The sequence below is a fragment of the Actinophytocola sp. KF-1 genome, assembly GCF_054661535.1.
Window position 1 is genome coordinate 266,252 of sequence record NZ_BAAFVK010000013.1, and the last position, 22,881, is coordinate 289,132.

The window sequence follows — 22,881 nt, forward strand, 5'->3', positions numbered from 1 at the left end:
CATTCGGCTCAACGCCGCGCGGACCACACCGGACTGTCGACGTAGTGGTTGTCGTACAGCTCCTGCGTGCGCCCGAACTCGGCCGGATCCGCCGCGCCGGTGTAGACGCGTTCCAGCAGCCGGTAGTACTCGAACCGCGGCTTGCTCGGCGTGTACACGAACAGGACGTCGGCCGAGTCGCCCGCTGCCGGGGCGAACGCGTGCGGCGTGCCGGCCGGGACGACGAGCAGGTCGTTCCTCGCGATGGTCAGCACCTCCTCGCCCAGCAGCACGTCGAGCGTGCCGTCGAGGACGAAGAACAGCTCGGCGGCGCCGCTGTGGAAGTGCGGCGGGGCGCCGTCGGCGCCCTCCGCCATGAACGACCGGTTGCTCGCCAGCGCCCCGCCGGTGCTCGTGGCGTCGGCGAGCAGGGTGATGCCGCTGGCGGGCAGGACCTCGGCGTCGGCGGCGCGGACGAGCGTGTGGTTCGACATGACCACTCCTTAATCTGGATGTTTGATATCCAGGACTCTACGCATCCAGGTTCTATCGGCACAAGGGTTGCGGCACAATTTCTGGATACGTAATGTCCGGGACCATGCGCATGGCCGAAGGCGTCGAGTGGGCGCTGCACAGCTGCCTGAACCTGTCGTGGGCGGACCGGCCGGTACCCGCCGCCCGGCTGGCCGCCTACTTCGACCTGCCCGCGGCCTACCTCAACAAGCAGCTGCAGGCGTTGGCGCGGGCGGGGATCGTCAGCTCGACGCCCGGCCCGAAAGGCGGGTTCTCGCTGGACCGCGCGCCGGAGAAGATCACGCTGCTCGACGTGGTGGTCGCCATCGAGGGCCGGGAGCCCGCGTTCCGGTGCGCGGAGATCCTGCACGCGTCCCCGTTCGGCGACCGCGGCGCCGACTACGTGGCGGGCTGCGTGATCTCACAGGCGATGAGCGCCGCCGAACTGGCCTGGCGACGAGAACTGGCGGGCACCACCGTCGCGGATCTCCGCGACGGGGTGGCCCGCCAGTACCCGAACTCGGAAGAACAGACCCGGGAGTGGCTCGCTCAGCGCGGCTGAGCGAGCGCCTCCGCGATCTCGTACGTGTTCAGCGCGGCACCCTTGCGGAGGTTGTCGCCGCACACGAAGAAGTCCAGCGTGTTCGGGAAGTCCAGCGCCTGCCGGATGCGGCCCACGTACGTGGGGTCGCCGCCGACCACGTCGGCCGGGGTCGGGAAGACGCCGTTCGCCGCGTCGTCCTGCAGCACCACCGACGGCTGCGCCGCGAACACCTCGCGGGCCTGCTCGACGGTCACCTCGGACGCGAACGTGGCGTGGACCGCCAGCGAGTGCGTGGTCACGACCGGCACGCGGACGCAGGTCGCCGACACGCGAAGGTCCGGGATGCCGAGGATCTTCCGCGACTCGTTGCGGACCTTCAGCTCCTCGGAGAACCAGCCGTCGCCCTTGTAGGACCCGGCCGACGGGACCACGTTCAGCGCCAGCGGCGCCGGGAACGGGGACGCCGCCAGCGGCAGCCCGGCCGCCTCCAGTGCCTCGCGCACGTCACCGGCCCGCACGCCGACGCCCTTGCCGACCACCGCGGCCAGCTCCGCGTACAGCCGCTCGACGCCGGCCACACCGGCACCGGACACGGCCTGGTACGACGCGACGACCAGCTCCTTGAGCTCGAACTCGCGGTGCAGCGCGCCGAGCGCGGCCATCATCGACAGCGTCGTGCAGTTCGGGTTCGCGATGATCCCGCGCGGCCGGTCGTGGATCTTGTCGAGGTTGCACTCCGGCACGACGAGCGGCACGTCGTCGTCCATCCGGAACGCGCCGGAGTTGTCGACGACGACCGCGCCGCGGGACGCCGCGACCGGCGCCCACTCGGCGGAGATCTCGTCCGGCACGTCGAACATCGCGATGTCGACGCCGTCGAACGCCTCCGGCGACAGCGCGACGACCGTCTTCTCCTCGCCGCGCACGGTGAGCTTCTTGCCCGCCGACCGCTGCGACGCGATCAGCCGCACGTCACCCCACGGCCAGTCCGGCCGCTCATTCATGATCTCGATCATCACCGAGCCGACCGCGCCGGTGGCGCCGACCAGTGCGAGCGTGGGTGCCATCAGCGACCACTCCCCGCGTACACCTGGGCGATCTCGTCGCCGCCGAGCCCGAAGGCGCTGTGGATGGCCTGCACGGCCTCGTCGAGCTGCGTGTCCCGGATCAGCACGGAGATGCGGATCTCCGAGGTGTTGATGATCTCGATGTTCACGCCCGCCTTGGCGAGCGCCTCGCAGAACGTGGCCGTGACGCCCGGGTGCGACCGCATGCCCGCGCCGACCAGCGACACCTTGCCGACGTGGTCGTCGTAGAGCACCGACTTGAAGCCCAGCTCGTCCTTGATCTTCTCGAGCGCCGCCACCGCGGTCGGGCCGTTGTCCTTCGACAGGGTGAACGTGATGTCGGTGCGGCCGGAGACCGTGCTCGACACGTTCTGCAGCACCATGTCGATGTCGATCTCGGCGTCCGCGACCACGCGGAAGATGCGGGCGGCGAAACCCGCCTGGTCGGGCACGCCGACGACGGTGACCTTCGCCTCCGAGCGGTCGTGCGCGACGCCGGTGATCATGGCCTGTTCCACGGGAATGTCCTCCACTGAGCCGGTCACGATGGTCCCCGGCTTGTTGGTGTACGACGAGCGGACATGGATGGTGACGCCGTAGCGGCGTGCGTACTCCACGCAGCGCAGCATCAGGACCTTCGCCCCCGACGCCGCCATCTCGAGCATCTCCTCATACGGCACCCGGTCGAGGCGCCGCGCGTTGGCGACGATCCTCGGGTCCGCGGTGTACACGCCGTCGACGTCGGTGTAGATCTCGCACACGTCCGCGTTCAGCGCGGCGGCCAGCGCGACTGCGGTGGTGTCCGACCCGCCGCGGCCGAGGGTGGTGATGTCCTTGGTGTCCTGGCTCACGCCCTGGAAGCCGGCGACGAGGCAGATGTAGCCGTCGTCGAGCGCCTGCTGCACGCGGCTGGGCGTGACGTCGATGATGCGGGCGCGGCCGTGCGTCGAGTCGGTGATGACGCCGGCCTGCGAGCCGGTGAACGACACGGCCTCCGCCCCGAGCGCGCTGATGGCCATCGCGACCAGCGCGTTGGAGATGCGCTCACCGGCCGTGAGCAGCATGTCCATCTCCCGTTCCGGCGGGACCGGGTTCACTCTCTGCGCGAGGTCCAGCAGTTCGTCGGTGGTGTCCCCCATGGCGGAACACACGACCACCACGTCGTTGCCCGCCTTGCGGGTCGCGACGATCCGCTCGGCCACGCGTTTGATCCGGTCCGCGGACTCGAGCGACGAACCGCCGTACTTCTGGACCACGAGCGCCACTGTCGGCTACCTCCTCGGATAGTCAAGGGGAGCGTAACCGAGTGGGCGAATCGGTTAAGGCGCGTGTGTGGCACCCGCCACGTGCGAGAACGTCCGCCCTACCCTGTAGTGGATGGCCAGCCGATGTGGCGGGAAGGGATCGGGGTGTCGGCGACGGACGTGACGCGCGCCGAGGCGGAGGAGTCCTCCGTCCCGGACGGCGAACCGGTGGGTTCCAGGTTCCGGCTACCGGCCTGGGACGTCCGGAGAGCGGGCACCGTCCTCGCCCCGGCGTTGATCTTCCTCGGCATCCGCGAGCTCGGGTTGCTGGTGCTCACGTGGATGGCCGCGCGCAACAACCACTCGGTGTCCGAGGCGCTGCGCTCGTGGGACGGGCAGTGGTTCCTCGCGATCGCGGGCGGCGGCTACGACGGGGTGCCCGACGGGCTGGTCGACGCGTTCGGCCAGCGCAGCGCCGAGACCCCGCTCGCGTTCTTCCCCGGCTACCCGCTGGTCGTCCGGTGGTTCGCGGCGATCGACGGGCAGGGCGGGATCGGCCTGGTCACCTCGGCGCTGACCGTGACGATCGTCGCGGGCGTCGTGTGCTCCTACGGCCTCGCGCGGCTCGGGCGGCACGTCCGCGGCGGCTCGCACCGCACCGGGCTGATCCTGGTCGCGCTGTTCGCCGCGTCGCCGATGTCGGTCGTGCTGGCGATGGCGTACTCGGAGGCGATGTTCTGCGCGCTCGCCGCGTGGGCGCTGGTCGGGGTGCTGGAGAAGCGGTGGCTGCTCGCCGGGGTGTGCTGCGCGCTGGCCGGGCTGGTCCGGTCGACGGGCGCGGCGCTGGTCCTGGCGGTCGGGCTGGCCGCGCTGCTGCTGGTGGTCAGGAACCCGCGGTCGTGGCGGGCGTGGGCAGGCGGGGCGCTGGCACCGGCCGGGCTGATCGGGTACCTGGCGTGGGTCGGCGTGCGGACCGGCGAGTGGAACGGCTGGTTCGCGCTGCAGGAGCGCGGCTGGGGCACCGGTTTCGACGGGGGCGCGGCCACGCTGCGGTTCTCGCTGGACGCGCTGGCCGACGCCCGGTCCGTGCTGGAGGTCACGACCGTCTGGCTGATCGTGGTGGCCCTGGTGCTGCTCGTGGTCATGGTCGTGCGGAAGGTCGAGTGGCCGCTCATCGTGTACTCGGCCGGGGTGCTCGCGATGGACCTCGCGTCGAACGGCCTGATGAACTCGAAGGCGCGGCTGATGGTGCCCGCGTTCACGCTGTTGATCCCGGTGGCGCTGGCGCTCGCGAAACGGCGGGTGTCGACGTTCGTGGTGGTGCTGTGCGCGCTGGCGGTGATCAGTTCGTGGTTCGGGGCATACGCGCTGACGTCCTGGGGTTACGCGATCTGATGACGGACAGAGACGCGGAGACGAGCGTGCCCATCCACCCGCTGCTGGCGGCGCGGTGGAGCCCGCGCGCGCTGGACCCGGGCGGCGTGGTCGCCGACGACCAGCTGCGTGCGGTGCTCGAGGCCGCGCGGTGGGCGCCGTCGAACGGCAACACCCAGCCGGCGCGGTTCCTGGTGGGCAGGCGCGGGGACGAGACGTACGCGCGCCTGTTCGACCTGCTGTCCAAGCGGAACCAGGGGTGGGCGCACGCGGCGGCGGTGCTGGTGCTGCTGTGCGTGGTGACCGTGAACGAGAAGGGCGCCATCCCGATGCCCGAGTACGGGGCCGGGCTGGCGGCGGAGAACCTCGTGCTGCAGGCGGTGTCGGAGGGCCTGGTCGCCCACCAGATGGGCGGGTTCGACAAGGCGGGCGCGAAGCGCGTGTTCTCGCTGCCCGCGGACGTCGAGCCGCAGACCGTGATCGCGCTGGGCACGCTCGGCGACCCGGCGCTGCTGGACGAGGACCGGCGCGCGAAGGAGCTGGCGCCGCGGCGCAGGCTCGGCCTGGACGAGATCGCCTTCACGGGCGAGTGGGGCAAGCCGGTCTTCTAGTGGCCCGGGAGGAACTCCGCGACTTCCTGCGCTCCCGGCGGGCCCGCGTGACGCCGGCCGACGTCGGCATGCCGTCGGCGGGGCAGCGGCGGACACCCGGCCTGCGCCGCGAGGAGGTCGCGGTGCTCGCCGGGGTGGGCGTGTCCTGGTACACGTGGCTGGAGCAGGGCCGCGACATCAACGTGTCCGGCGAGGTGCTCGACGCGATCGCACGCGTGCTGCGCCTGACCGAGCCGGAACGCGCGCACCTGTACGTGCTGGCCGGGCTGAACCCGCCGCGTGCCGCCCGCTCGGACGCGGACGTCACGCCGGAGCTGCGGCGGCTGCTCGACACGTGGCCGCACCCGGCGCTGCTGCGGGACCGCCAGTGGCACCTGCTGGCCGTCAACTCCCCGGCGCGGTCGGTCTTCGGGCTCGGCGACGACAGCAACTGCCTGGTCGCGTTCTTCACCAACGCCCGCTACCGCGACCTGCACGTCAACTGGGACGCGGTCGCGCCGGGCGTGGTCGCGGCGTTCCGCGCGGACGCCGTGCACGCGGACGAGGTGGTCACGTCGCTCGCCGCGGCGTCGCCGGAGTTCGCGTCGCTGTGGGCGCGGCAGGACGTGGCCGCGCCGCTGCAGACCGTGAAGTCGGTGCGGTCACCGTCGGGGGTCCGCGACTTCGACCTGACCACGCTGGCCGTGACGGACCGCCCCGGCTGGTACCTGGAGCTGTACAACCTGGTGGTCACAGACCCACGATGAGCACACCCTGTCGGGGTGGCGCGGCGGTGCCGAGGCTGGGTTCATGACACGTTTCGAGGGGCGGACCGCCCTGGTCACGGGTGGCACGAGCGGCATCGGGCTGGCGACGGCGCGGCGGTTGCGTGCCGAGGGCGCGCAGGTGGTGGTGACGGGCCGGTCGCGGGTGGAGTCGTCGGAGTTCGCGGCGGTGCGCGGGGACGTGACGGACATGAACGACCTGGACGCGCTGGCGGCGGCGGTGCGGGACCGGTTCGGGCGGCTCGACGTGGTGTTCGCGAACGCGGGCGTGGCCACGTTCGGCGCGCTGGCGGAGGTCGCGGAGGCCGAGTACGACCGCGTCATGGCGACCAACGTGAAGGGCGTGTACTTCACGATGCAGAAGCTGGCGCCCCTGCTGGCCGAGGACGCGGCGGTGGTGATCAACGCGTCGTGGACGCTGCACCGCGGCATGGCGGGCGGCTCGCTGTACTCGGCGACGAAGGCGGCGGTGCACAACCTGGCCCGCACGCTGGCGGCGGAGCTGGCGCCGGTGCGGGTGAACACGGTGTCGCCCGGCTACATCACGACCCCGATGTTCCACGCGAACGTGCCGGAGGCGGACCAGCCGGGCGTGCTGTCGGCGATCCCGCTCGCCCGGTTCGGCACGGCGGAGGACGTGGCCGGCGCGGTGGCGTTCCTGGCGTCCCGGGAGGCGTCCTACATCACGGGCCAGGACCTGATCATCGACGGCGGCCTGACGACCACCCCGTGGTGATGGGCTCGGCCTCCGGCCCCCGGCATCCAGCGTAGCGGCGAGCACCGACAGAACCGGCCGCGAGCGGTGGCGCCTGTGGACAAGTGGCCGGGTCGAACCGCGGCCCGCCGATGGCGCGGCGCCTTCCCGGCCGGTTGTCCACAGGCCGCCGCTGCGGGCCGCGGAATGTCGGTGGTCCGTGCGAGGCTGGTCACCGGGGGCCGGAGGCCAACCCCGCCACCAGTCACCGACCCTCTTCGTCGTCCGCGGAGCCCGTCGTCACGCGGTGGGCTCAGCACCGTAGACCGGCACCTCCGGCGGCGCCTTCTCGATGAGCGACGCCACCGCGGCGCCCACCTCCTCGACCGGCCAGCGCCCTCCTCTGTCCACTGTGGCCACGCGGTGGTGCCCGGACACGACGGTGATCTTCCCGGCCGCCACCTCGAACACCCGGCCCGTCACCGCCGCCGACTCCGCCGACCCCAGCCACACGACCAGCGGCGCCACGTCCTCCGGGCCCGGCAGGTCCGGGAACAGCTCCTCGGTCATCCTGGTCCGCGCCGACGGGGCGATCGCGTTGACGGTCACGCCGTAGCGCGCCAGTTCGGCGGCGGCGACCAGCGTCAACCCGAGGATGCCCGCCTTCGCCGCCGAGTAGTTCGCCTGGCCGACGCTGCCGAACAGGCCGGCGCCCGAGCTGGTGTTGATCACGCGCCCGGACACCCGCTCGCCCGCCTTCGCGCGGGCACGCCAGTGCTCGGCGGCGTGCCGCGTGGTCAGGAAGTGGGCCTTGAGGTGCACGCGCACCACGTCGTCCCACTCCTGCTCGCTCGTCGACACCAGCATGCGGTCGCGCACGATGCCGGCGTTGTTGACCAGCACGTCCAGCCGCCCGTACCGCTCGACGGCCATGTCCACCAGCGACTTCGCACCGTCCCACGTGGACACGTCCGCGTCGTGGTCGCCGCCGTCGACGTCGTTCACCACCACGTGGGCGCCCTGCCGCCGGAACTCCTCGGCGTGCGCGGCGCCGATCCCGCGCGCGGCGCCCGTGATCGCGACGACCCGTCCCGAACAGATCACGACCGCTCCACCGCCGCCAGGAACGCGGGCCGTTCGCCGCCGCCGTGCACGGTGATCGTGCTGCCGCTGACGTACGCCGCTCCGGGCGAGGCCAGCCACAGGCACGCCTGCGCCACGTCCGCGGGCACCGCCATGCGGCCCAGCGGGATGGTCGCCCCGACCGCGTCGACGGCGTCGCCGTAGTGCAGTTCCGACTGCTCGGTGTCGACCGGCCCCACCACGACGGTGTTGACCCGCACCTTCGGCGCCCACTCGACGGCGAGCGAGGTGGCGAGGTTCGCGAGCCCTGCCTTCGCCGCCCCGTACGCGGCCGTGCCCGGCGACGGCCGGGTGCCGCTCACACTGCCGATCATGATGATCACGCCACCCGTTTCCTGGTGCTGCATCACGGTGTTCGCGCGCTGCGACACGTGCAGCGGCGCGACGAGGTTCAGCTCGACGATCTTGGCGTGCAGGCGCGGAGACGCGGTGGCGGCGTCGACCGGCGGCGCGCCGCCTGCGTTGTTGACCACCACGTCGAGCGTCCCGTACCGGTCGACCACCGCGGCCACCAGGCTGTCCACCTGCGACAGGTCGCGCACGTCCGCGCGGATGTGCGCGGCCGCGCCCAGGTCCACGGTCGGCTCGTGGCGGCTGCACGTCACGACGTCGTGGCCCGCGTCGAGGAACCCGCGCACGATGCCGAGCCCGACGCCGCGCGCGCCGCCGGTCACCAGCACGGTCGTCACAGGCGCTCCAGGATCGTCACGTTCGCCTGCCCGCCGCCCTCGCACATGGTCTGCAGCCCGTACCGGCCGCCGGTGCGTTCGAGGTTGGACAGCAACGTGGTCATCAGCCGCGCGCCGGTCGCGCCGAGCGGGTGACCGAGCGCGATCGCGCCCCCGGTCGGGTTCACCCGTTCCGGGTCCGCGCCGGTTTCCTTCAGCCACGCCAGGACCACGCTCGCGAACGCCTCGTTGATCTCCACGAGGTCGATGTCGTCGATGGACATCCCGGCGCGGCGCAGCGCGTGGTCGGTGGCCGCGATCGGCGCGTCCAGCATCACCACCGGGTCGCCGCCGCGGGCCGAGACGTGGTGCACGCGGGCGCGTGGTGTGAGCCCGTGCTCGGCCAGCGCCCGCTCGGACACCACGAGCAGCGCGGCCGCGCCGTCGGAGATCTGGCTGGCCAGCGCGGCGGTCAGCCTGCCGTCGGGCAGCAGGGTCTTGAGCCCGGCCATCTTCTCCGGCGAGGTGTCCCGGCGCGGGCACTCGTCGACGGCCAGCTCGTCCAGCGGCGCGATCTCACGGGCGAACCAGTCGTTGTCGATGGCCGTCACCGCGCGGACGTGGCTGCGGAGCGCGAACTCCTCCATGTCGGCCCGCGTGACGTCCCACTTCGCGGCGATCATCTCCGCCCCGCGGAACTGGGAGATCTCCTGGTCGCCGTACCGGGCGAGCCAGCCCTTCGACGTCGAGAACGGGTCCGGGAACCCGTGCTGCCGCCCCGCGTACATGGCCGCCGAGATCGGGATCGCGCTCATGTTCTGCACGCCACCGGCGACGACGACGTCCGCGGTCCCGCTCATCACCGCCTGCGCGGCGAAGTGCACGGCCTGCTGCGACGACCCGCACTGCCGGTCCACGGTCACGCCCGGCACCTCCTCGGGCAGCCCGGCGGCGAGCCAGCACGTCCGCGCGACGTCCCCGGCCTGCGGCCCGATCGTGTCGACGCACCCGAACACGACGTCGTCGACCGCGGCGGGGTCGAGCGGGGTTCTGTCGAACAGCGCACGCAGCACGTGCGCCCCGAGGTCGGCCGGATGGACACCCGCGAGTCCGCCGCCGCGCCGGCCGACCGGCGTGCGGACCGCGTCGACGAGGTACGCGTCAGCCACGGTGCTAGGCTACCAAGCTAGCGCTTGGGTGCGGGAGTGGAGAACATGGCGGAAACGCGCGGGAAGCCGTCGGCACGGCGTGCCGACCTGGTGCGGATCGCGGCGGAGCTGTTCGCGGAACGCGGCTACCGGGCCACGACGGTCCGGCACATCGGCGACGCCGCGGGCGTGCTGTCGGGCAGCCTCTACCACCACTTCGACTCCAAGGAGACGATCCTCGACGAGCTGCTGTCGAGCTACCTGGACGAGCTGCTCGCGACGTACCGGGAGATCGCGGGCGGGGACCCGGTCACCGCGCTGCGCGGCCTGGTCACCGAGGCGTTCCGGTCGCTGGGCGAACACCGCGCGGCGATCACCGTGCTGCAGAACGAGCGCAACTACCTGCGCACGCTCCCCCGCTTCGGCTACCTCTCCAAGGCCGACGACGAGGTGCGCCGCATCTGGACGACCGTGCTGCGGGACGGCATCGAGTCGGGCGCCTTCCGCGCGGACCTCGACCCTGCGGTCACCTACCGGTTCCTGCGCGACTCGGTGTGGGTGGCGGTCCGCTGGTTCCGCCAGGACGGCAGGCTGTCCGCGGAAGAGCTGGCCGACCAATACCTGAAAATGATTCTGGACGGCATCACCGCCTGACTACGATCAGAGGATGACCGAGGGCGGTAGACAGGCGTCGATCGGTGGGGTCTGGGCGCGGGTGGCGCTCCGCTACTGCGCGGTGGGGTGCTGGCTGACGGTCGTGGCCGGCACGGTCATGGTGTTCACCGTCGACATGCCGTGGTGGGCGGGTGTGCTGACCGAGCTGGCACTGCTGCTGATCATGCTGCCGCTCGGGTTCGTGATCTGGTCCGATGCGGCCGAGCACAAGGCGGACACCGAGCGGCTGCTGCGGGCCGGGCGCGCCGCGGTCGCGGAGATCACCGACGTGGAGGTCGTCACCCCCGACGGCGACAGCGCGGACGTCCACGTGCTCACGCTGCGCATCAGCGGCGAGGGCGTGCCCGAGTTCGAGGCGAGGTACCGGTGCGACGCGGACAAGGTGAACGTCGTGGGCGCGCGGCTGCGGGCGACCGTCGACCCGGCCGACAACCTGTTCACGCTCCAGCGCCTCTGACCACGCGCATGACCGACGGCGGCAGGCAAGCGAGCACCGGAGGAGTCCGGTCACGGACGTTCCTCCGCGCGTGCGCCGTGCTGCTCTGTCGGCGGTCGCGTTCCCGCTCGTGTTCGCCGCCGAAATGCCGTGGTGGGTGACGGTGCTCGTCGAGGTGGTGGTGGCCGCGGCCCTGGTGCCGCTGGGGCTCCTGCTCTGGTTCGACGCCGCGGAGCGCAAGGCGGACACCGTGCGGTTGCGGCGTTCCGGCGTGCCCCCGTTCGCGGCGACCTACCGCGGCAGGCCCGACGAGGAGTACCGCGTCGGCGGGCTGCTGTACGCGACCGTCGACCCCGCCGGCAACCTGTTCACGCTCCAGCGCCTCTGAGCACCCGCTTGAGCACCTTGCCGGACGCGTTGCGCGGCAGCTCGCCGGTGAACTCGACCTGGCGCGGCACCTTGTAGTTGGCGAGCAGCCCCGCGCAGTGCGCGATGACGTCCTCAGTGGACAGTCCATCGGCGACGACGAACGCCTTGCCGACTTCGCCGAGCCGCTCGTCCGGCACCCCGACCACCGCGGACTCGCGCACGCCGGGCAGCCGCGCGAGCGCCTGCTCGACCTCCGCGGGGTACACGTTGAAACCGCCGCTGATGTACATGTCCTTGAGGCGGTCGGTGATCGTCAGGTAGCCGCGCTCGTCGACGCGGCCGACGTCGCCGGTGTGCAGCCAGCCGTCGGCGTCGACGGCCTGCGCGGTCGCGGCGGGATCGTCGAGGTAGCCGAGCATGACGTTGGGGCCGCGCAGGAGGATCTCGTCCTGGTCGTCGAGCTTGAGCTCGAACCCGGCCGTGGGGCGGCCGCACGTGGTGGCGACGGTCTCGGCGTCGTCGTCGGGCGAGCACATGGTGGCGACGACCGCCTCGGTCAGCCCGTAGGCGGTGAGGACGGTGCCGAACTCGCGCTGCATGCGTTCGACCAGCGGCACGGGCACGACGGCGGCGCCGGTGACGGCGAGGCGCAGCGTCGACAGGTCGGCGCCGGGGAGGTCGAGCATGGTCTGGAAGATCGTCGGCGGGCCGGGCATGACGGTGATGCGCTCGGCCCGCACCGTGGCCGCGGCCTGGGCGGCGTCGAACGTGACCTGCGGGACGATCGTGGCGCCGGTCAGCGCGCAGACGAGGATGCCCGCCTTGTAGCCGAAGCTGTGGAAGAACGGGTTGATGACGAGGTAGCGGTCGCCGGCGGTGACGCGGCCCAGCTCGGCCCACGCCCTGGCGACGCCGAGCGCCTGGCGGTGCGCGCTCATGGCGCCCTTGCTGCGGCCGGTGGTGCCGGAGGTGAAGAGGATGTCGCTGACATCGTCCGGGCCGGTCGTGACGTCGGGCGCCGGGTGGTCGAGCGGCCGCCACGGCACGCCGGGCTCGATCGTCATGACGAAGTCCGGGACGCGGTCGAGTTCGGCGAGCCGGTCGCGGCCGAGGAACTCCCCGACGACGACCAGCGCCTTCGCGCGGGTGCGGTCGAGGATGTCGGCGGTCTCGGCGGCGGTGAAGCGGGTGTTGACGGGGACGAGCGTGGCCCCGGCGGCGAAGGCCCCGAGCGCGGCGATCACCCAGTGGTGGGTGTTGGGCGCGCAGATGGCGACGCGGTCCCCGGGCGCCACCCCGTTGGCGGCGAACAGGCCGGCGGTGGCGAGGGATTGCGCGTGCAGTTCCCGCCACGACATGCGGACGGAGCCGTCGACCAGCGCCTCCGCGTCCCCGAACCGGCGAGCCGCGTCCGCGACGACAGCGGGAATCGTGTCCACGAGACAACTAGAACACGTTCTATAAATGTGGCACAAGCCCTGGCGTGGCCGGTGTGCCGACCGGGACCAGGGCGGCCGATTCCGGGCCCACGCACAGCACAACCGCCCGTGACCGGTACCGCACTGGGAACCCCCGACTGGCACCCAGGACGGCAGGGCCGACAAAAGCCCTGGTCACGGACGGTTGTGGACAACCTTGCCGGACGAATGGACCGTTCGCCCGGGATCGTGGGCTGCGGTACCCGTGGGATGGGTCACGCCAGCCGGCGGATCAACCGTGACAAAACCGCCGACACGATCAGCCAGAACAGCGCCGCGAGCCCGTAGTTCACGAGCACGCGCAGCTCCGCGTTGGCCGGCGTGAAGAGCGACTTGAACGCGAGCGCCAGCGGGTCGGCGGCCGCCGAGAAGAACTCGGTGATGCCGTTGTCCGGGTTGGCGTGCCCGACCGTGAGCAGGACGTGCACGACCAGCACCAGCGCGAAGAGCAGCCCCGCCCAGCGGACTGCGCCCGCCAGGACTCCCACCACGTTCGTCCGGGTCACGGTGGCCATGGTGGGAGTCTGGCACGTTCGCGGTCAGGATACGAACCGCGCGATCAAACCCGCCACGACCAGCCAGAACACCGCGGCGAGGCCGTAGTTGACGATCACTTCGAGGGAGTAGTTGCCGAAGGTGAAGAGGCCGGGCCAGAACAGCGCCAGCGGCTCCGCCAACGACTGGATGAACCGGAAGAACGCGTTGCCTGCGTTTGCGCCGAACAGGATGAGCAGGATGTAGATGACCTCGATGAGCGCGAAGACCGCCCCGATGAGCTGGACGACGCGCGCAGCGGTCCCACTGCCTGTGCGGCTCCATCTACGAGTTGCCATGGCTCATGGATTGCCCGCGGCCCCCGTGACGAAACGACGTGCGCGGAGCAATCCGCGTAGGCCGTTCGGCCCACAATGTGAGAGGCCCGCTTCTGGTTCGCCACGTCCGGTGGCTAGGCTGTCGGCCGTGGCACGTGTTCTCCTCCTTCGTTGCCGCGACGGGGCCTGACCAGACCGGCTCCCCGCCGCGGGGCGAAGCCTTGCCGGTCGTACGTCCGCAGACCCGCAAGCAGGAGACTCCCCAGATCATGAGCATTCCCGACGTACAGCGCGCCGCGACCAGCAACATCCGGATGCCGTCCCGGCCGGCGCCCGAGGGTCAGCCCGCGTGGAACACGCAGCGCGGCTCGTCCATGCCCTACCACCGCTACAAGCCGTTCGCCCAGCTCGTCGAGCCGATCTCGCTGCCCGACCGCACCTGGCCGGACAAGGTGATCACGACGGCGCCGCAGTGGTGCGCGGTCGACCTCCGCGACGGCAACCAGGCGCTGATCGACCCGATGTCCCCGGCACGCAAGCGGCGGATGTTCGACCTGCTCGTGCGCATGGGCTACAAGGAGATCGAGGTCGGCTTCCCCGCCGCGTCGCAGACCGACTTCGACTTCGTGCGCGAGATCATCAACGACGGTGCCATCCCGGACGACGTCAGCATCCAGGTCCTGTCGCAGTGCCGTCCCGAGCTGATCGAGCGCACCTTCGAGGCGCTGCAGGGCGCGCGCAAGGCGATCGTCCACATCTACAACTCGACCTCGATCCTCCAGCGGCGCGTGGTGTTCCGTGAGGAGCGCGAGGGCATCAAGAAGATCGCCACCTCCGCCGCCGAGATGGTGCTGGAGCTGGCGGGCAAGTACTCCGACACCGACTTCCGGTTCGAGTACTCCCCCGAGTCCTACACCGGCACCGAGCTGTCCTACGCGGCCGAGGTGTGCAACGCGGTCACCGAGATCTGGCAGCCGACGCCGGACCGCCCGGTGATCGTCAACCTGCCGGCGACGGTCGAGATGGCGACACCGAACGTGTACGCGGATTCGATCGAGTGGATGAACCGCAACCTGGAGCGTCGTGACGCCGTGGTGCTGTCGCTGCACCCGCACAACGACCGCGGCACCGGCGTGGCCGCCGCCGAGCTGGGCTACCAGGCGGGCGCGGACCGCATCGAGGGCTGTCTGTTCGGCAACGGCGAGCGCACCGGCAACGTGTGCCTGGTGACGCTGGGCATGAACCTGTTCAGCCAGGGCATCGACCCGCAGATCGACTTCTCCGACATCGACGAGATCCGCCGCACGGTCGAGTACTGCAACCAGCTGCCGGTCGGCGAGCGCCACCCGTGGGGTGGTGACCTGGTGTTCACGGCGTTCTCCGGCTCGCACCAGGACGCGATCAACAAGGGTTTCGACGCGCTGAAGGACGCCGCGGACCGCGCGGGCCACCCGGTGGAGGACCACCCGTGGGAGGTCCCCTACCTGCCGATCGACCCGAAGGACGTCGGCCGCACGTACGAGGCCGTGATCCGCGTGAACTCGCAGTCCGGCAAGGGCGGCGTGGCGTACGTGATGAAGACCGAGCACCAGCTGGAGCTGCCGCGCCGCCTGCAGATCGAGTTCTCGCAGGTCGTGCAGCGGTACACGGACTCGGAGGGCGGCGAGGTGTCGCCGTCGCTGATGTGGTCGACGTTCTCCTCGGAGTACCTCGAGCACACCGCGCCGCTGGTGCTGCGCGAGCACCGCATCTCCGCCTCCGACGACACGGACGGCCGCGGCCACGACGAGATCACCGCGGTCGTCGAGGTCGAGGGCGACCGGCACGAGATCACCGGCTCCGGCAACGGCCCGATCGCCGCGTTCGTGGACGCGCTGGCCTCGGTGGGCTTCGACGTGCGGGTCCTCGACTACACCGAGCACGCGCTCACGGCAGGCGACGACGCCCGCGCCGCGGCGTACGTGGAGTGCTCGATCGGCGAGCGCACGCTCTGGGGCGTCGGCATCCACAGCTCGATCGTGACGGCGTCGCTGCGCGCGGTGGTGTCGGCGGTCAACCGCTTCTCGCGCTGAGCACACGCTGGGGGCGGGTCCGGCAACCCCTTACGAGACCCGCCCCCGCGCAAGATCGTTCCGGCCCTGGCTGGAGCTTCAGTCCAGCGCCGCAAGTGCCGCAGGTACGGGCACGCGTCCACTCTGGAGGTCGAAGCCGCGGTTCTCGCTGCGCGGCTCGGTGAGGCACGCGGCGATCACCGCGGCGACGTCCTGGCGCGGCACGCGGCCGGCGCTCAGGTGGCCGGCGACCGTGACCCGCCCGGTGCCCGGCTCGTCGGTCAGGGTGCCCGCGCGCACGACCGTCCACACGAGCGTGGACCGGCGGAGCGCGGCGTCGGAGACCTGCTTGGCGTACAGGATGGAGCGCACGAGCCGGTCGCCCTGGTCGGGCGCGTCGGCGAACTGCGCGGACAGCTGGATGTAGCGGCGGACGGCGGCGCGCTCGGCGGCGCGGACCGCCTTCGTCGCGCCGTCCCGGTCGACCAGCGCCACCGCCGCCGGGTCGGGGCCAGCGGCGCCGGCCGCGTTGATCACCACGTCGGAGCCGGTGAACACGTCCACCAGCTCGTCGGGCTGCACGCACAGGTCCGCGAGCACGGGCGTGGCGCCGAGCCCCGCGACGGCCTCCTTGCGGCGGCCGTTGCGCACGCCGGCACGGACCCGATGTCCTTGTCGCACAAGCAAACGCACGATGAGCTGTCCGGTCCGGCCGGACGAGCCGAGCACCGTGACCACCATGCCGCCAGGATAGGTGTCAGGCACTCTCCGACGGGCAGGCTGATCGACATGGACGACGACAACCGGATCGCACGTGGCTGGGACGCGGCGGCCGAGGGGTACGACGCCTACTACGTGCCGCGTTTCGCCCCGTGGGTGGCGGACGCGGTGCGCGCGGTCACCGGCGCCGGCCTGCCGGACGGACCGGTGCTCGTGCCGTGCTGCGGCACCTTCCCGGAGCTGCCCGCTCTGGTCGAGCACCTGCCGGACCGGGAGATCACCGGCATCGACCTGTCCGAAGGCATGGTCCGCATCGCCCAGGCCAACGCCGCCGCGTATCCGCGGGTCACGGTCGTGCACGGCGACGCGGCGACCCTCGACACCCGCTGGACGGCGACGTGCGCGGCCGTGGTGTCGGTGTTCGGCTTCCAGCAGCTCCCCGACCCGGCGCACGCGCTGCGCTCGTGGACGGCGGCGCTGACGCCGGGGGGCCTCATGTCGGTCGTGTTCTGGCCGGGCCGCGCCGAGACCGAAGGCCCGTTCGCGCTGATGAGCGAACTCCTGGGCCGCGCACCCGACCGCGGCTGGGAGGACGGCCTCACCGACGGCCTGGACGTCGTGCGCGACGAGGAGGTGGCGCACCCGATCACGCACCCGGACGCGGCGACCTGCTTCGACGCGCACATCCACTCGGGCCCGCTGCGCCCGCTCGCCGAGGAGAAGGGACCCGCGTTCGTCCAGCGCCTGCGCGACGAGTTCCTGCGCCGGGCCCCGGCCGGGGAGTGGACCCACCGGCCGGTCGCCAGGCACGTCGTCGTCAGGGCCCCAGTGTCTCCGTGACCGACGCCGGGCCGGCCAGCGACGCGTCGTCGGGGGTGTCCCACTCCATCTCGACCAGTTCCGGCTTCACCTCGTGCGCCCGGATCTTGCCGTCGCGGATGTCCTCCGCCCAGTGGCACGCGACCCGGTGACCAGGGGTGATCTCGCGCAGAGCGGGCCGTTCCGTGTCGCAGCGGGACTCCTGCCGCCACGGGCAGCGGGTGTGGAAGCGGCAGCCCTTCGGCGGCCGCGCGGGCGAGGGCAGGTCGCCTGCCAGCAGGATCCGTTCGCGGCGGTCCTCGACCACCGGGTCCGGCACCGGCACGGCCGACAGCAGCGCTCGCGTGTACGGGTGCAGCGGCTCGGCGTACAGGTCGTCGGAGGTGGCCTCCTCGACCAGGCCGCCGAGGTACATCACGCCGACGCGGTCGGAGATGTGCCGGACGACCGCCAGGTCGTGGGCGATCACCAGGTAGGTGAGGCCGAACTCCTCCTGCAGGTCCTCCAGCAGGTTGATCACCTGCGCCTGCACGGACACGTCCAGCGCCGACACCGGCTCGTCCGCGACGATCAGGTCCGGCTCCACGGTCAGCGCGCGGGCGATGCCGATGCGCTGCCGCTGACCGCCGGAGAACTCGTGCGGGTACTTCCGCAGCGCGGTGCTGGGCAGGCCGACGGCCGACAGCAGCTCGCGCAAGCGTTTGCCGGTCGACTCCTTGCCCTTGTCGAGGTCGTGCGCGCGCATGCCCTCGATCAGCAGCGACTCCACCGACTGGCGCGGGTCCAGCGACGACATCGGGTCCTGGAAGACCATCTGCATGCGCCGCCGCATGGTACGCAGCTTCTCGCCCTTCATGCTCGACAGGTCGACCCCGTCGAACACGACCTTGCCCGCCGTGGGCTCGGTGAGCTTGAGCATGGCGCGGCCGAGCGTGGACTTGCCGCAGCCGGACTCACCGACCAGGCCGTACGTCTCGCCCTTGTTGATCGACAGGTCGACACCGTCGACCGCGTAGACGTAGCCGACCGTCCGGTCCAGCACGATCCCGCGCTTGATCGGGAAGTGCACCTTGATGTCGTCGACCTCGACGAGCGGCTGAGCGGGCGCCGTCACGCTGGTACCTCCTGGGCAACCGGGTTGTGGCAGCGCAACAGCCGCTCGCCCCGGACGGAACCGGCGCCGTCCGGCACCATCTCGGGCGTCACCTCGACGCAGACGTCGGTCGCGTTCGGGCACCTCGGCGCGAACGCGCAGCCGGACGTCCACGGGATGTTGTCCTGCACGGACCCGCGGATCGGCGACAGCCGCTCGCCCTTCGGCGCGTCCAGCCGCGGAATGGACTGCAGCAGCCCGTGCGTGTACGGGTGCCGGGGCACCTGGAACAGGTCGTGCCGGCCGCCGCGCTCGACCACGCGGCCCGCGTACAGCACGTTGACCTCGTCGCAGAGGCCCGCGACCACACCGAGGTCGTGCGTGATCATGATGAGCGCGGTGCCGGTGTCGCGCACCAGCTCGGACAGCAGCGCCAGGATCTGCGCCTGGATGGTCACGTCGAGCGCGGTGGTCGGCTCGTCCGCGATCAGCAGCCGCGGCTTGCACGCCAGCGCGATCGCGATCAGCGCGCGCTGCCGCATGCCGCCGGACAGCTGGTGCGGGTACTCGTCCAGCCTGCGGCGCGGGTCCGGGATGCCGACCTTGTCGAGCAGGTCGGCGGCCTCGACCGACGCCTTGCGGCGGGACATGTCGCGGTGCCGCTCCAGCACCTCGGTGACCTGCAGGCCGATCGGGATGACCGGGTTCAGCGACGACAGCGGGTCCTGGAACACCATGCCCAGGTCGCGGCCGCGCCGGTCCCGCATCTGCCGGTCGGACAGCGTGAGCAGCTCGGTGTCCTCGAACTTCGCCGAGCCGGTGACCTTGTTGCCGCGCTTGGGCAGCAGACCCATGATCGACATCGCGGTCACGGACTTGCCGCAGCCGGACTCGCCGACCAGGCCCACGGTCTGCCCCGGCTCGACGTCGAAGCTGACGCCGTCGACCGCGGTGAACGGCACCTCGCCCTTGCGCTGGAAGACGACCCGCAGGTCGCGTACTTCGAGGAGTGCCATTACCGCCTGCTCTTCGGGTCGAGGGCCTCGCGCAGCGACTCACCCATGAGCGTGAAGCCGAGCGCCACCACGATGATGCAACCGGCAGGCCAGAAGGCGAGCTGGGGGTGGCTGTCGATGACGTTCTGCGCCCGGCCGAGCATCTGGCCCCACTCCGGGACGCGGTCGTCGGGGTTGCCGAGGCCGAGGAACGACAGGCCGGCCGCCTCGATGATCGAGATCGCGAGGACCAGCGTGGACTGGACGATCACCGGGCCGAGCGAGTTCGGCAGCATGTGCCGGAACACGATGGCCCGCTGTTTCACGCCGAGCGCACGGGCGGCCAGCACGTGGTCGCTGTGCCGTTGCGCGAGCATCGAGCCGCGCAACAGCCGCGCGAACACCGGGATCTGCACGGTCGCGACCGCGACGATCAGCGTGTAGATGTTCGGCTGCGCGAACAGGGCGCCGATCGACACCGCCAGCAGCAGGCCCGGGATCGACAGCATGACGTCGACCGCGCGCATGACCACGCTGTCGACCCAGCCGCCGAGCGCGCCTGCCAGCGTGCCGAGGACCAGCCCGCCCGCGAGCCCGATCAACGTGGCGAGCACGCCGACCAGCAGCGTCTGCTGCGACCCGACCAGCAGCCGGGACAGCAGGTCGCGGCCCACCTGGTCGCCGCCGAGCGGGTGGCCCGGCTGCGACTCGGGGATCTGGTTGCGGGCCTTCACGACCTGGTCGCCCAGCATCGGGTCGGTCGGGTCGTGCGGCGCGAGCCACGGCGACAGGATCGCCAGCACCACGAACGCCGAGACGATCACCGCACCCGTGATGAACACCGGGTTGCGCCGCAGCCGCCGCCACGCGGCCGCGGCCAGGCTCACGCCCGGATCGTCGCCGATCTTGCCCGCGGTCGCCGCGAGCGCGTCGATCTTGGTCTTCGTGCTCATCATCGGGCACCACCAGCAGTGCGGATGCGCGGGTCGATCAACGCGTACGACAGGTCGACCAGCAGGTTGATCAGCACGAACACCCCGGCGGCACAGAGGATCAGCAACAGCAGCACCGGGTAGTCACGGCGTTCGAACCCGAGCGCCAGCGCCTGCCCGATGCCGGGGAACGCGAACACCTTCTCGGTCAGCACCGCGCCCGCGAGCAGCGCGCCGGTCTGCAGGCCGATGGTGGTCACCACCGGCAGCATCGCGTTGCGCAGCACGTGGCGGCGCCGGATGACCGGGGTGGTGAGGCCCTTGGACTCGGCCGTGCGGATGAAGTCCTCGTCGAGGACGTCCAGCACCGAGGCACGGGTGATCCGGAAGATCACCGAGAACGGGATGCTCGACAGCGCGATCGCGGGCAGGATCAGGTGCCGCAGCGCGTCCCACGCCGCGTCCCACTCCTGCGTCAGGATCCCGTCGAGCACGAAGAACCCGGTCACGCGGGTCGCGTCGATGCCGCCGGTCTGGCGGCCCGCCGTCGGGAACCAGCCGAGGTCGACGGCCAGCACCTGCTTCAGCACGAACGCCAGGAAGAACACCGGCACCGCGACGCCGACCAGCGAACCGACGATCGACAGGTTGTCGAGCCAGCCGCCCCTGCGGCGGGCGGCGAGGTAACCGAGCGGGATGCCGACCGCGATGGCGATGACGATGGCGAGGAACGACAGCTCCAGCGTCGCCGGGAACCGCTGGGCGAAGATCTCGGTCGCCGTGTCACCGGGCTGCACACCCGTCGACACGCCGAAGTCCCCCGACGCGGCACGCGTGAGGAACTTCCAGTACTGGACGAAGATCGGCTGGTCCAGGCCCAGCTCTTCGGTGAGCCGGGCCCGGGTGGCCTCGGTCGCCCGCTCGCCCAGGAGGGCCGAGACCGGCCCTCCTGGGAGCGAGCGGAGCCACGCGAACAGCAGCAGCGACAGCACCCCGACGACGATCACAAGCTGCAGCAACCGCCGAACCGTGTAGCGAAGCACCTACGTAGTTCCCGTTTGTCAGCCGAGGCTGACCGTGTCGAACCGCTCGTCCGTGAGCGGGCTCGGCACGAGCCCCTTCACGTTCTTCGCCACGACCAGCGCGGGCGGCGAGTGCGAGATCGGCACGGCCGGGAGGTACTCGGCCTTCAGCTTCTTGTTCAGCTCCTCGTACATGCCCTTCCGCTTCTCGGCGTCCGGCTCCGAGTCCGCGGCCTGCAGCTCCTGCTGGAGGGTCTTGCCCCACGGCGAGTTGCCGGTGCCGAAGCGGTTGTTCGGGTCGGAGAAGAAGTTGCCGATGAAGTTGTCCGGCGTGTTGTAGTCACCGTTCCAGCCGAGCAGGAACAGGTCGGCCTTGCCCTGGTCCACGTCCTCCAGGTAGCCACCGTTCCACGGCTTGCTGACGACCTTCAGCTTCAGGCCGACGGCCTCCAGGTTGCCCCGGATCAGGCCGAACATGTCCTGCGGGTTCGGCATGTACGGGCGGGTGACCTCGGTCGGCCAGTAGATGTTCACCGACAGGCCGGTCGCGCCGGCCTCGGCGAGCAGCTTCTTGGCCTTCTCCGGGTCGTAGTTGTACTTCTCGACGTCGTCGGTCCAGCCGTCGACGGTGTCCGGGTAGAAGTTGTCGGCGACCTTGGCGCCCTCGGGCAGCTGCTGCTTGACCAGCGCCTCGCGGTCGATCGAGTAGGCGATGGCCTGGCGGACCTTCAGGTCGCGCAGCTTCGCCACGTTCTTCTGGCCGATGCCCAGGTAGAAGACGTTGAACGCCGGGCGGATCAGCAGCTGGTAGCCGTCGTCCTTGAGCTGCTGCCAGTCGGCGGGCGACGGGAGGTCGTAGCCGTCGACGTCACCGGACTGCAGCGCCTGCTTGCGGGCGGTCTCGTCCGGGATGGCGCGCAGGATCAGCTTGTCCAGCTTGGCCTTGTCGCCCCAGTAGTCCTCGTTGCGGACCAGCTCGACGGTGCCGTTGGCCTCGTCGTACTTGGAGAACCGGAACGGGCCGGTGCCGGTCGGGTGCTCGGTCGCGTACTCCGGGTACACGAAGCTGTCACCCTGCTGGACGACCTCGTCGGCCTTGTACTTCTCCATCGCCGTCGGCGACTGCATGGCGAACGACGGCAGGCCCAGGATGTCCGGGAACTTCGAGGTGGAGCGGGTCAGCTTCACCACGGCCTTGTTGCCGTCCGCGGTGCACGACTCGAACAGCGACGGGTTCGCCCCGTCGGAGAAGCCACCGAAGTTGTCCTGCCAGTAACCGGTGACGGCGGGGCTCTGGCCCGCGCCCTTCTGGCCGTACCAGCGGTCGAAGTTGGCGCAGACGGCCTCGGCGTTGAAATCGGTGCCGTCGTGGAACTTCACGCCCTCACGGAGCTCGAAGTTCCAGGTGAGACCGTCCTCGCTGTGGTCCCACTTGGTGGCGAGGGCCGGCTCGGCGTCGGCCGTGCCGGGCTTGAACTCGATCAGCCCCTCGAAGATCTGCTGAGAGGTGCGGAAGGTGGCACCGTCGGTGGCGAAGAAGGGGTCGAACAGCTTCGGAGCACCTTCGGTCGCGAAGGTCATGGTGCCGCCTGTCTGGCCGCCACCTTCTTCTTCGGAACCGCGCTGCGATTCAGCGCACGCGGTCAGCGCGACAGCGGCGGCGAAGCCGAGCGCCGCCAAGCGGACCGTGCGGGGGTTGACCATTACGCACCTCAGAGGGTTCGAGTCTC

The 22,881-nt window shown here is 71.2% G+C and carries 25 protein-coding genes; 10 read left to right on the plus strand and 15 right to left on the minus strand.

Going from position 1 to position 22,881, the window contains the following annotated elements:
• Positions 1–8: 8 nt before the first annotated feature.
• Complete coding sequence (locus tag ACYQ77_RS34840) at positions 9–473, minus strand: cupin domain-containing protein (RefSeq protein ID WP_459719223.1); 465 nt, start codon at positions 471–473, stop codon at positions 9–11.
• A 104-nt stretch (positions 474–577) separates the two neighbouring features.
• On the opposite strand from ACYQ77_RS34840, the gene ACYQ77_RS34845 reads away from it, so the two are divergent.
• On the plus strand, positions 578–1,054 hold the full coding sequence (locus ACYQ77_RS34845; protein ID WP_459719226.1) for an RrF2 family transcriptional regulator: 477 nt from the start codon (positions 578–580) through the stop codon (positions 1,052–1,054).
• Here the strand turns inward: ACYQ77_RS34845 and ACYQ77_RS34850 are convergent.
• Positions 1,042–2,103, minus strand: a complete 1,062-nt coding sequence (locus ACYQ77_RS34850; protein ID WP_459719229.1) for an aspartate-semialdehyde dehydrogenase — start codon at positions 2,101–2,103, stop codon at positions 1,042–1,044. The genes ACYQ77_RS34845 and ACYQ77_RS34850 overlap by 13 nt on opposite strands.
• The gene (locus ACYQ77_RS34855) at positions 2,103–3,368 is read right to left on the minus strand and encodes an aspartate kinase (RefSeq protein WP_459719231.1); all 1,266 of its coding nucleotides are present in this window, start codon (positions 3,366–3,368) and stop codon (positions 2,103–2,105) included. The genes ACYQ77_RS34850 and ACYQ77_RS34855 overlap by 1 nt, the downstream gene beginning before the upstream one ends.
• A gap of 123 nt (positions 3,369–3,491) precedes the next feature.
• On the opposite strand from ACYQ77_RS34855, the gene ACYQ77_RS34860 reads away from it, so the two are divergent.
• The 4 genes from ACYQ77_RS34860 to ACYQ77_RS34875 are packed head-to-tail and all read left to right on the plus strand — an operon-like array spanning position 3,492 to position 6,832.
• Positions 3,492–4,742 carry a hypothetical protein gene (locus ACYQ77_RS34860; protein WP_459719234.1) on the plus strand — a complete coding sequence of 417 codons (1,251 nt, stop codon included), beginning with the start codon at positions 3,492–3,494 and terminating at the stop codon, positions 4,740–4,742.
• Positions 4,742–5,332 carry a nitroreductase family protein gene (locus ACYQ77_RS34865; protein ID WP_459719236.1) on the plus strand — a complete coding sequence of 197 codons (591 nt, stop codon included), beginning with the start codon at positions 4,742–4,744 and terminating at the stop codon, positions 5,330–5,332. Before ACYQ77_RS34860 ends, ACYQ77_RS34865 begins: the two co-directional genes overlap by 1 nt.
• Positions 5,332–6,078: a helix-turn-helix transcriptional regulator gene (locus ACYQ77_RS34870; protein WP_459719239.1), complete on the plus strand. Its 747-nt coding sequence runs from the start codon at positions 5,332–5,334 to the stop codon at positions 6,076–6,078. Before ACYQ77_RS34865 ends, ACYQ77_RS34870 begins: the two co-directional genes overlap by 1 nt.
• 43 nt (positions 6,079–6,121) lie before the next feature.
• Positions 6,122–6,832, plus strand: a complete 711-nt coding sequence (locus ACYQ77_RS34875) for an SDR family oxidoreductase (protein ID WP_459719241.1) — start codon at positions 6,122–6,124, stop codon at positions 6,830–6,832.
• 258 nt (positions 6,833–7,090) lie between these two features.
• Here the strand turns inward: ACYQ77_RS34875 and ACYQ77_RS34880 are convergent, their stop codons facing one another.
• Genes ACYQ77_RS34880 through ACYQ77_RS34890 form a run of 3 tightly spaced genes read right to left on the minus strand, consistent with a single transcriptional unit; the run spans position 7,091 to position 9,770 of the window.
• Positions 7,091–7,891 carry an SDR family NAD(P)-dependent oxidoreductase gene (locus ACYQ77_RS34880; protein ID WP_459719430.1) on the minus strand — a complete coding sequence of 267 codons (801 nt, stop codon included), beginning with the start codon at positions 7,889–7,891 and terminating at the stop codon, positions 7,091–7,093.
• Positions 7,891–8,622: an SDR family oxidoreductase gene (locus ACYQ77_RS34885; protein WP_459719244.1), complete on the minus strand. Its 732-nt coding sequence runs from the start codon at positions 8,620–8,622 to the stop codon at positions 7,891–7,893. The genes ACYQ77_RS34880 and ACYQ77_RS34885 overlap by 1 nt, the downstream gene beginning before the upstream one ends.
• Positions 8,619–9,770 carry an acetyl-CoA C-acetyltransferase gene (locus ACYQ77_RS34890; RefSeq protein WP_459719246.1) on the minus strand — a complete coding sequence of 384 codons (1,152 nt, stop codon included), beginning with the start codon at positions 9,768–9,770 and terminating at the stop codon, positions 8,619–8,621. Before ACYQ77_RS34890 ends, ACYQ77_RS34885 begins: the two co-directional genes overlap by 4 nt.
• Before the next feature lie 45 nt (positions 9,771–9,815).
• Between ACYQ77_RS34890 and ACYQ77_RS34895 the strand changes: the two genes are divergently transcribed.
• From ACYQ77_RS34895 to ACYQ77_RS34905, 3 genes are all read left to right on the plus strand, one after another.
• The gene (locus ACYQ77_RS34895; protein WP_459719249.1) at positions 9,816–10,403 is read left to right on the plus strand and encodes a TetR/AcrR family transcriptional regulator; all 588 of its coding nucleotides are present in this window, start codon (positions 9,816–9,818) and stop codon (positions 10,401–10,403) included.
• A 13-nt stretch (positions 10,404–10,416) separates the two neighbouring features.
• Positions 10,417–10,881, plus strand: a complete 465-nt coding sequence (locus tag ACYQ77_RS34900) for a hypothetical protein (protein ID WP_459719252.1) — start codon at positions 10,417–10,419, stop codon at positions 10,879–10,881.
• 70 nt (positions 10,882–10,951) lie between these two features.
• Positions 10,952–11,248: a hypothetical protein gene (locus ACYQ77_RS34905; protein ID WP_459719255.1), complete on the plus strand. Its 297-nt coding sequence runs from the start codon at positions 10,952–10,954 to the stop codon at positions 11,246–11,248.
• On the opposite strand, the gene ACYQ77_RS34910 is transcribed toward ACYQ77_RS34905, so the two are convergent.
• The 3 genes from ACYQ77_RS34910 to ACYQ77_RS34920 all read right to left on the minus strand — a co-directional run bounded on the left by ACYQ77_RS34910 (position 11,229) and on the right by ACYQ77_RS34920 (position 13,540).
• Positions 11,229–12,668: a FadD3 family acyl-CoA ligase gene (locus tag ACYQ77_RS34910; RefSeq protein WP_459719257.1), complete on the minus strand. Its 1,440-nt coding sequence runs from the start codon at positions 12,666–12,668 to the stop codon at positions 11,229–11,231. The two genes, ACYQ77_RS34905 and ACYQ77_RS34910, sit on opposite strands and share 20 nt — an antisense overlap.
• Before the next feature lie 254 nt (positions 12,669–12,922).
• Positions 12,923–13,222, minus strand: a complete 300-nt coding sequence (locus ACYQ77_RS34915; protein WP_459719259.1) for a hypothetical protein — start codon at positions 13,220–13,222, stop codon at positions 12,923–12,925.
• Between the two features lie 24 nt (positions 13,223–13,246).
• Entirely contained in the window at positions 13,247–13,540 is a 294-nt protein-coding gene (locus ACYQ77_RS34920) for a hypothetical protein (protein WP_459719260.1), read from the minus strand.
• A gap of 248 nt (positions 13,541–13,788) precedes the next feature.
• Between ACYQ77_RS34920 and leuA the strand changes: the two genes are divergently transcribed.
• Positions 13,789–15,591, plus strand: a complete 1,803-nt coding sequence (gene leuA, locus ACYQ77_RS34925) for a 2-isopropylmalate synthase (RefSeq protein ID WP_459719263.1) — start codon at positions 13,789–13,791, stop codon at positions 15,589–15,591.
• Between the two features lie 78 nt (positions 15,592–15,669).
• Here the strand turns inward: leuA and ACYQ77_RS34930 are convergent, their stop codons facing one another.
• Positions 15,670–16,311 (minus strand): NAD(P)H-binding protein, encoded by a 642-nt coding sequence (locus tag ACYQ77_RS34930; protein WP_459719265.1) that lies wholly within the window; start codon positions 16,309–16,311, stop codon positions 15,670–15,672.
• 48 nt (positions 16,312–16,359) lie between these two features.
• On the opposite strand from ACYQ77_RS34930, the gene ACYQ77_RS34935 reads away from it, so the two are divergent.
• Positions 16,360–17,130 (plus strand): class I SAM-dependent methyltransferase, encoded by a 771-nt coding sequence (locus ACYQ77_RS34935; RefSeq protein ID WP_459719268.1) that lies wholly within the window; start codon positions 16,360–16,362, stop codon positions 17,128–17,130.
• Here ACYQ77_RS34935 and ACYQ77_RS34940 read toward each other — a convergent pair.
• From ACYQ77_RS34940 to ACYQ77_RS34960, 5 genes are read right to left on the minus strand one after another with little or no spacing between them, the layout of a single operon-like run.
• Positions 17,108–18,223, minus strand: coding sequence for an ABC transporter ATP-binding protein (locus ACYQ77_RS34940; RefSeq protein WP_459719271.1), 1,116 nt, complete (start codon positions 18,221–18,223; stop codon positions 17,108–17,110). The two genes, ACYQ77_RS34935 and ACYQ77_RS34940, sit on opposite strands and share 23 nt — an antisense overlap.
• Positions 18,220–19,218 carry an ABC transporter ATP-binding protein gene (locus tag ACYQ77_RS34945; RefSeq protein ID WP_459719274.1) on the minus strand — a complete coding sequence of 333 codons (999 nt, stop codon included), beginning with the start codon at positions 19,216–19,218 and terminating at the stop codon, positions 18,220–18,222. The genes ACYQ77_RS34940 and ACYQ77_RS34945 overlap by 4 nt, the downstream gene beginning before the upstream one ends.
• Positions 19,218–20,153 carry an ABC transporter permease gene (locus ACYQ77_RS34950; protein WP_459719276.1) on the minus strand — a complete coding sequence of 312 codons (936 nt, stop codon included), beginning with the start codon at positions 20,151–20,153 and terminating at the stop codon, positions 19,218–19,220. Before ACYQ77_RS34950 ends, ACYQ77_RS34945 begins: the two co-directional genes overlap by 1 nt.
• Complete coding sequence (locus ACYQ77_RS34955) at positions 20,150–21,172, minus strand: ABC transporter permease (RefSeq protein WP_459719278.1); 1,023 nt, start codon at positions 21,170–21,172, stop codon at positions 20,150–20,152. The genes ACYQ77_RS34950 and ACYQ77_RS34955 overlap by 4 nt, the downstream gene beginning before the upstream one ends.
• 18 nt (positions 21,173–21,190) lie before the next feature.
• Entirely contained in the window at positions 21,191–22,855 is a 1,665-nt protein-coding gene (locus ACYQ77_RS34960) for an ABC transporter substrate-binding protein (RefSeq protein ID WP_459719281.1), read from the minus strand.
• Positions 22,856–22,881: the final 26 nt, after the last annotated feature.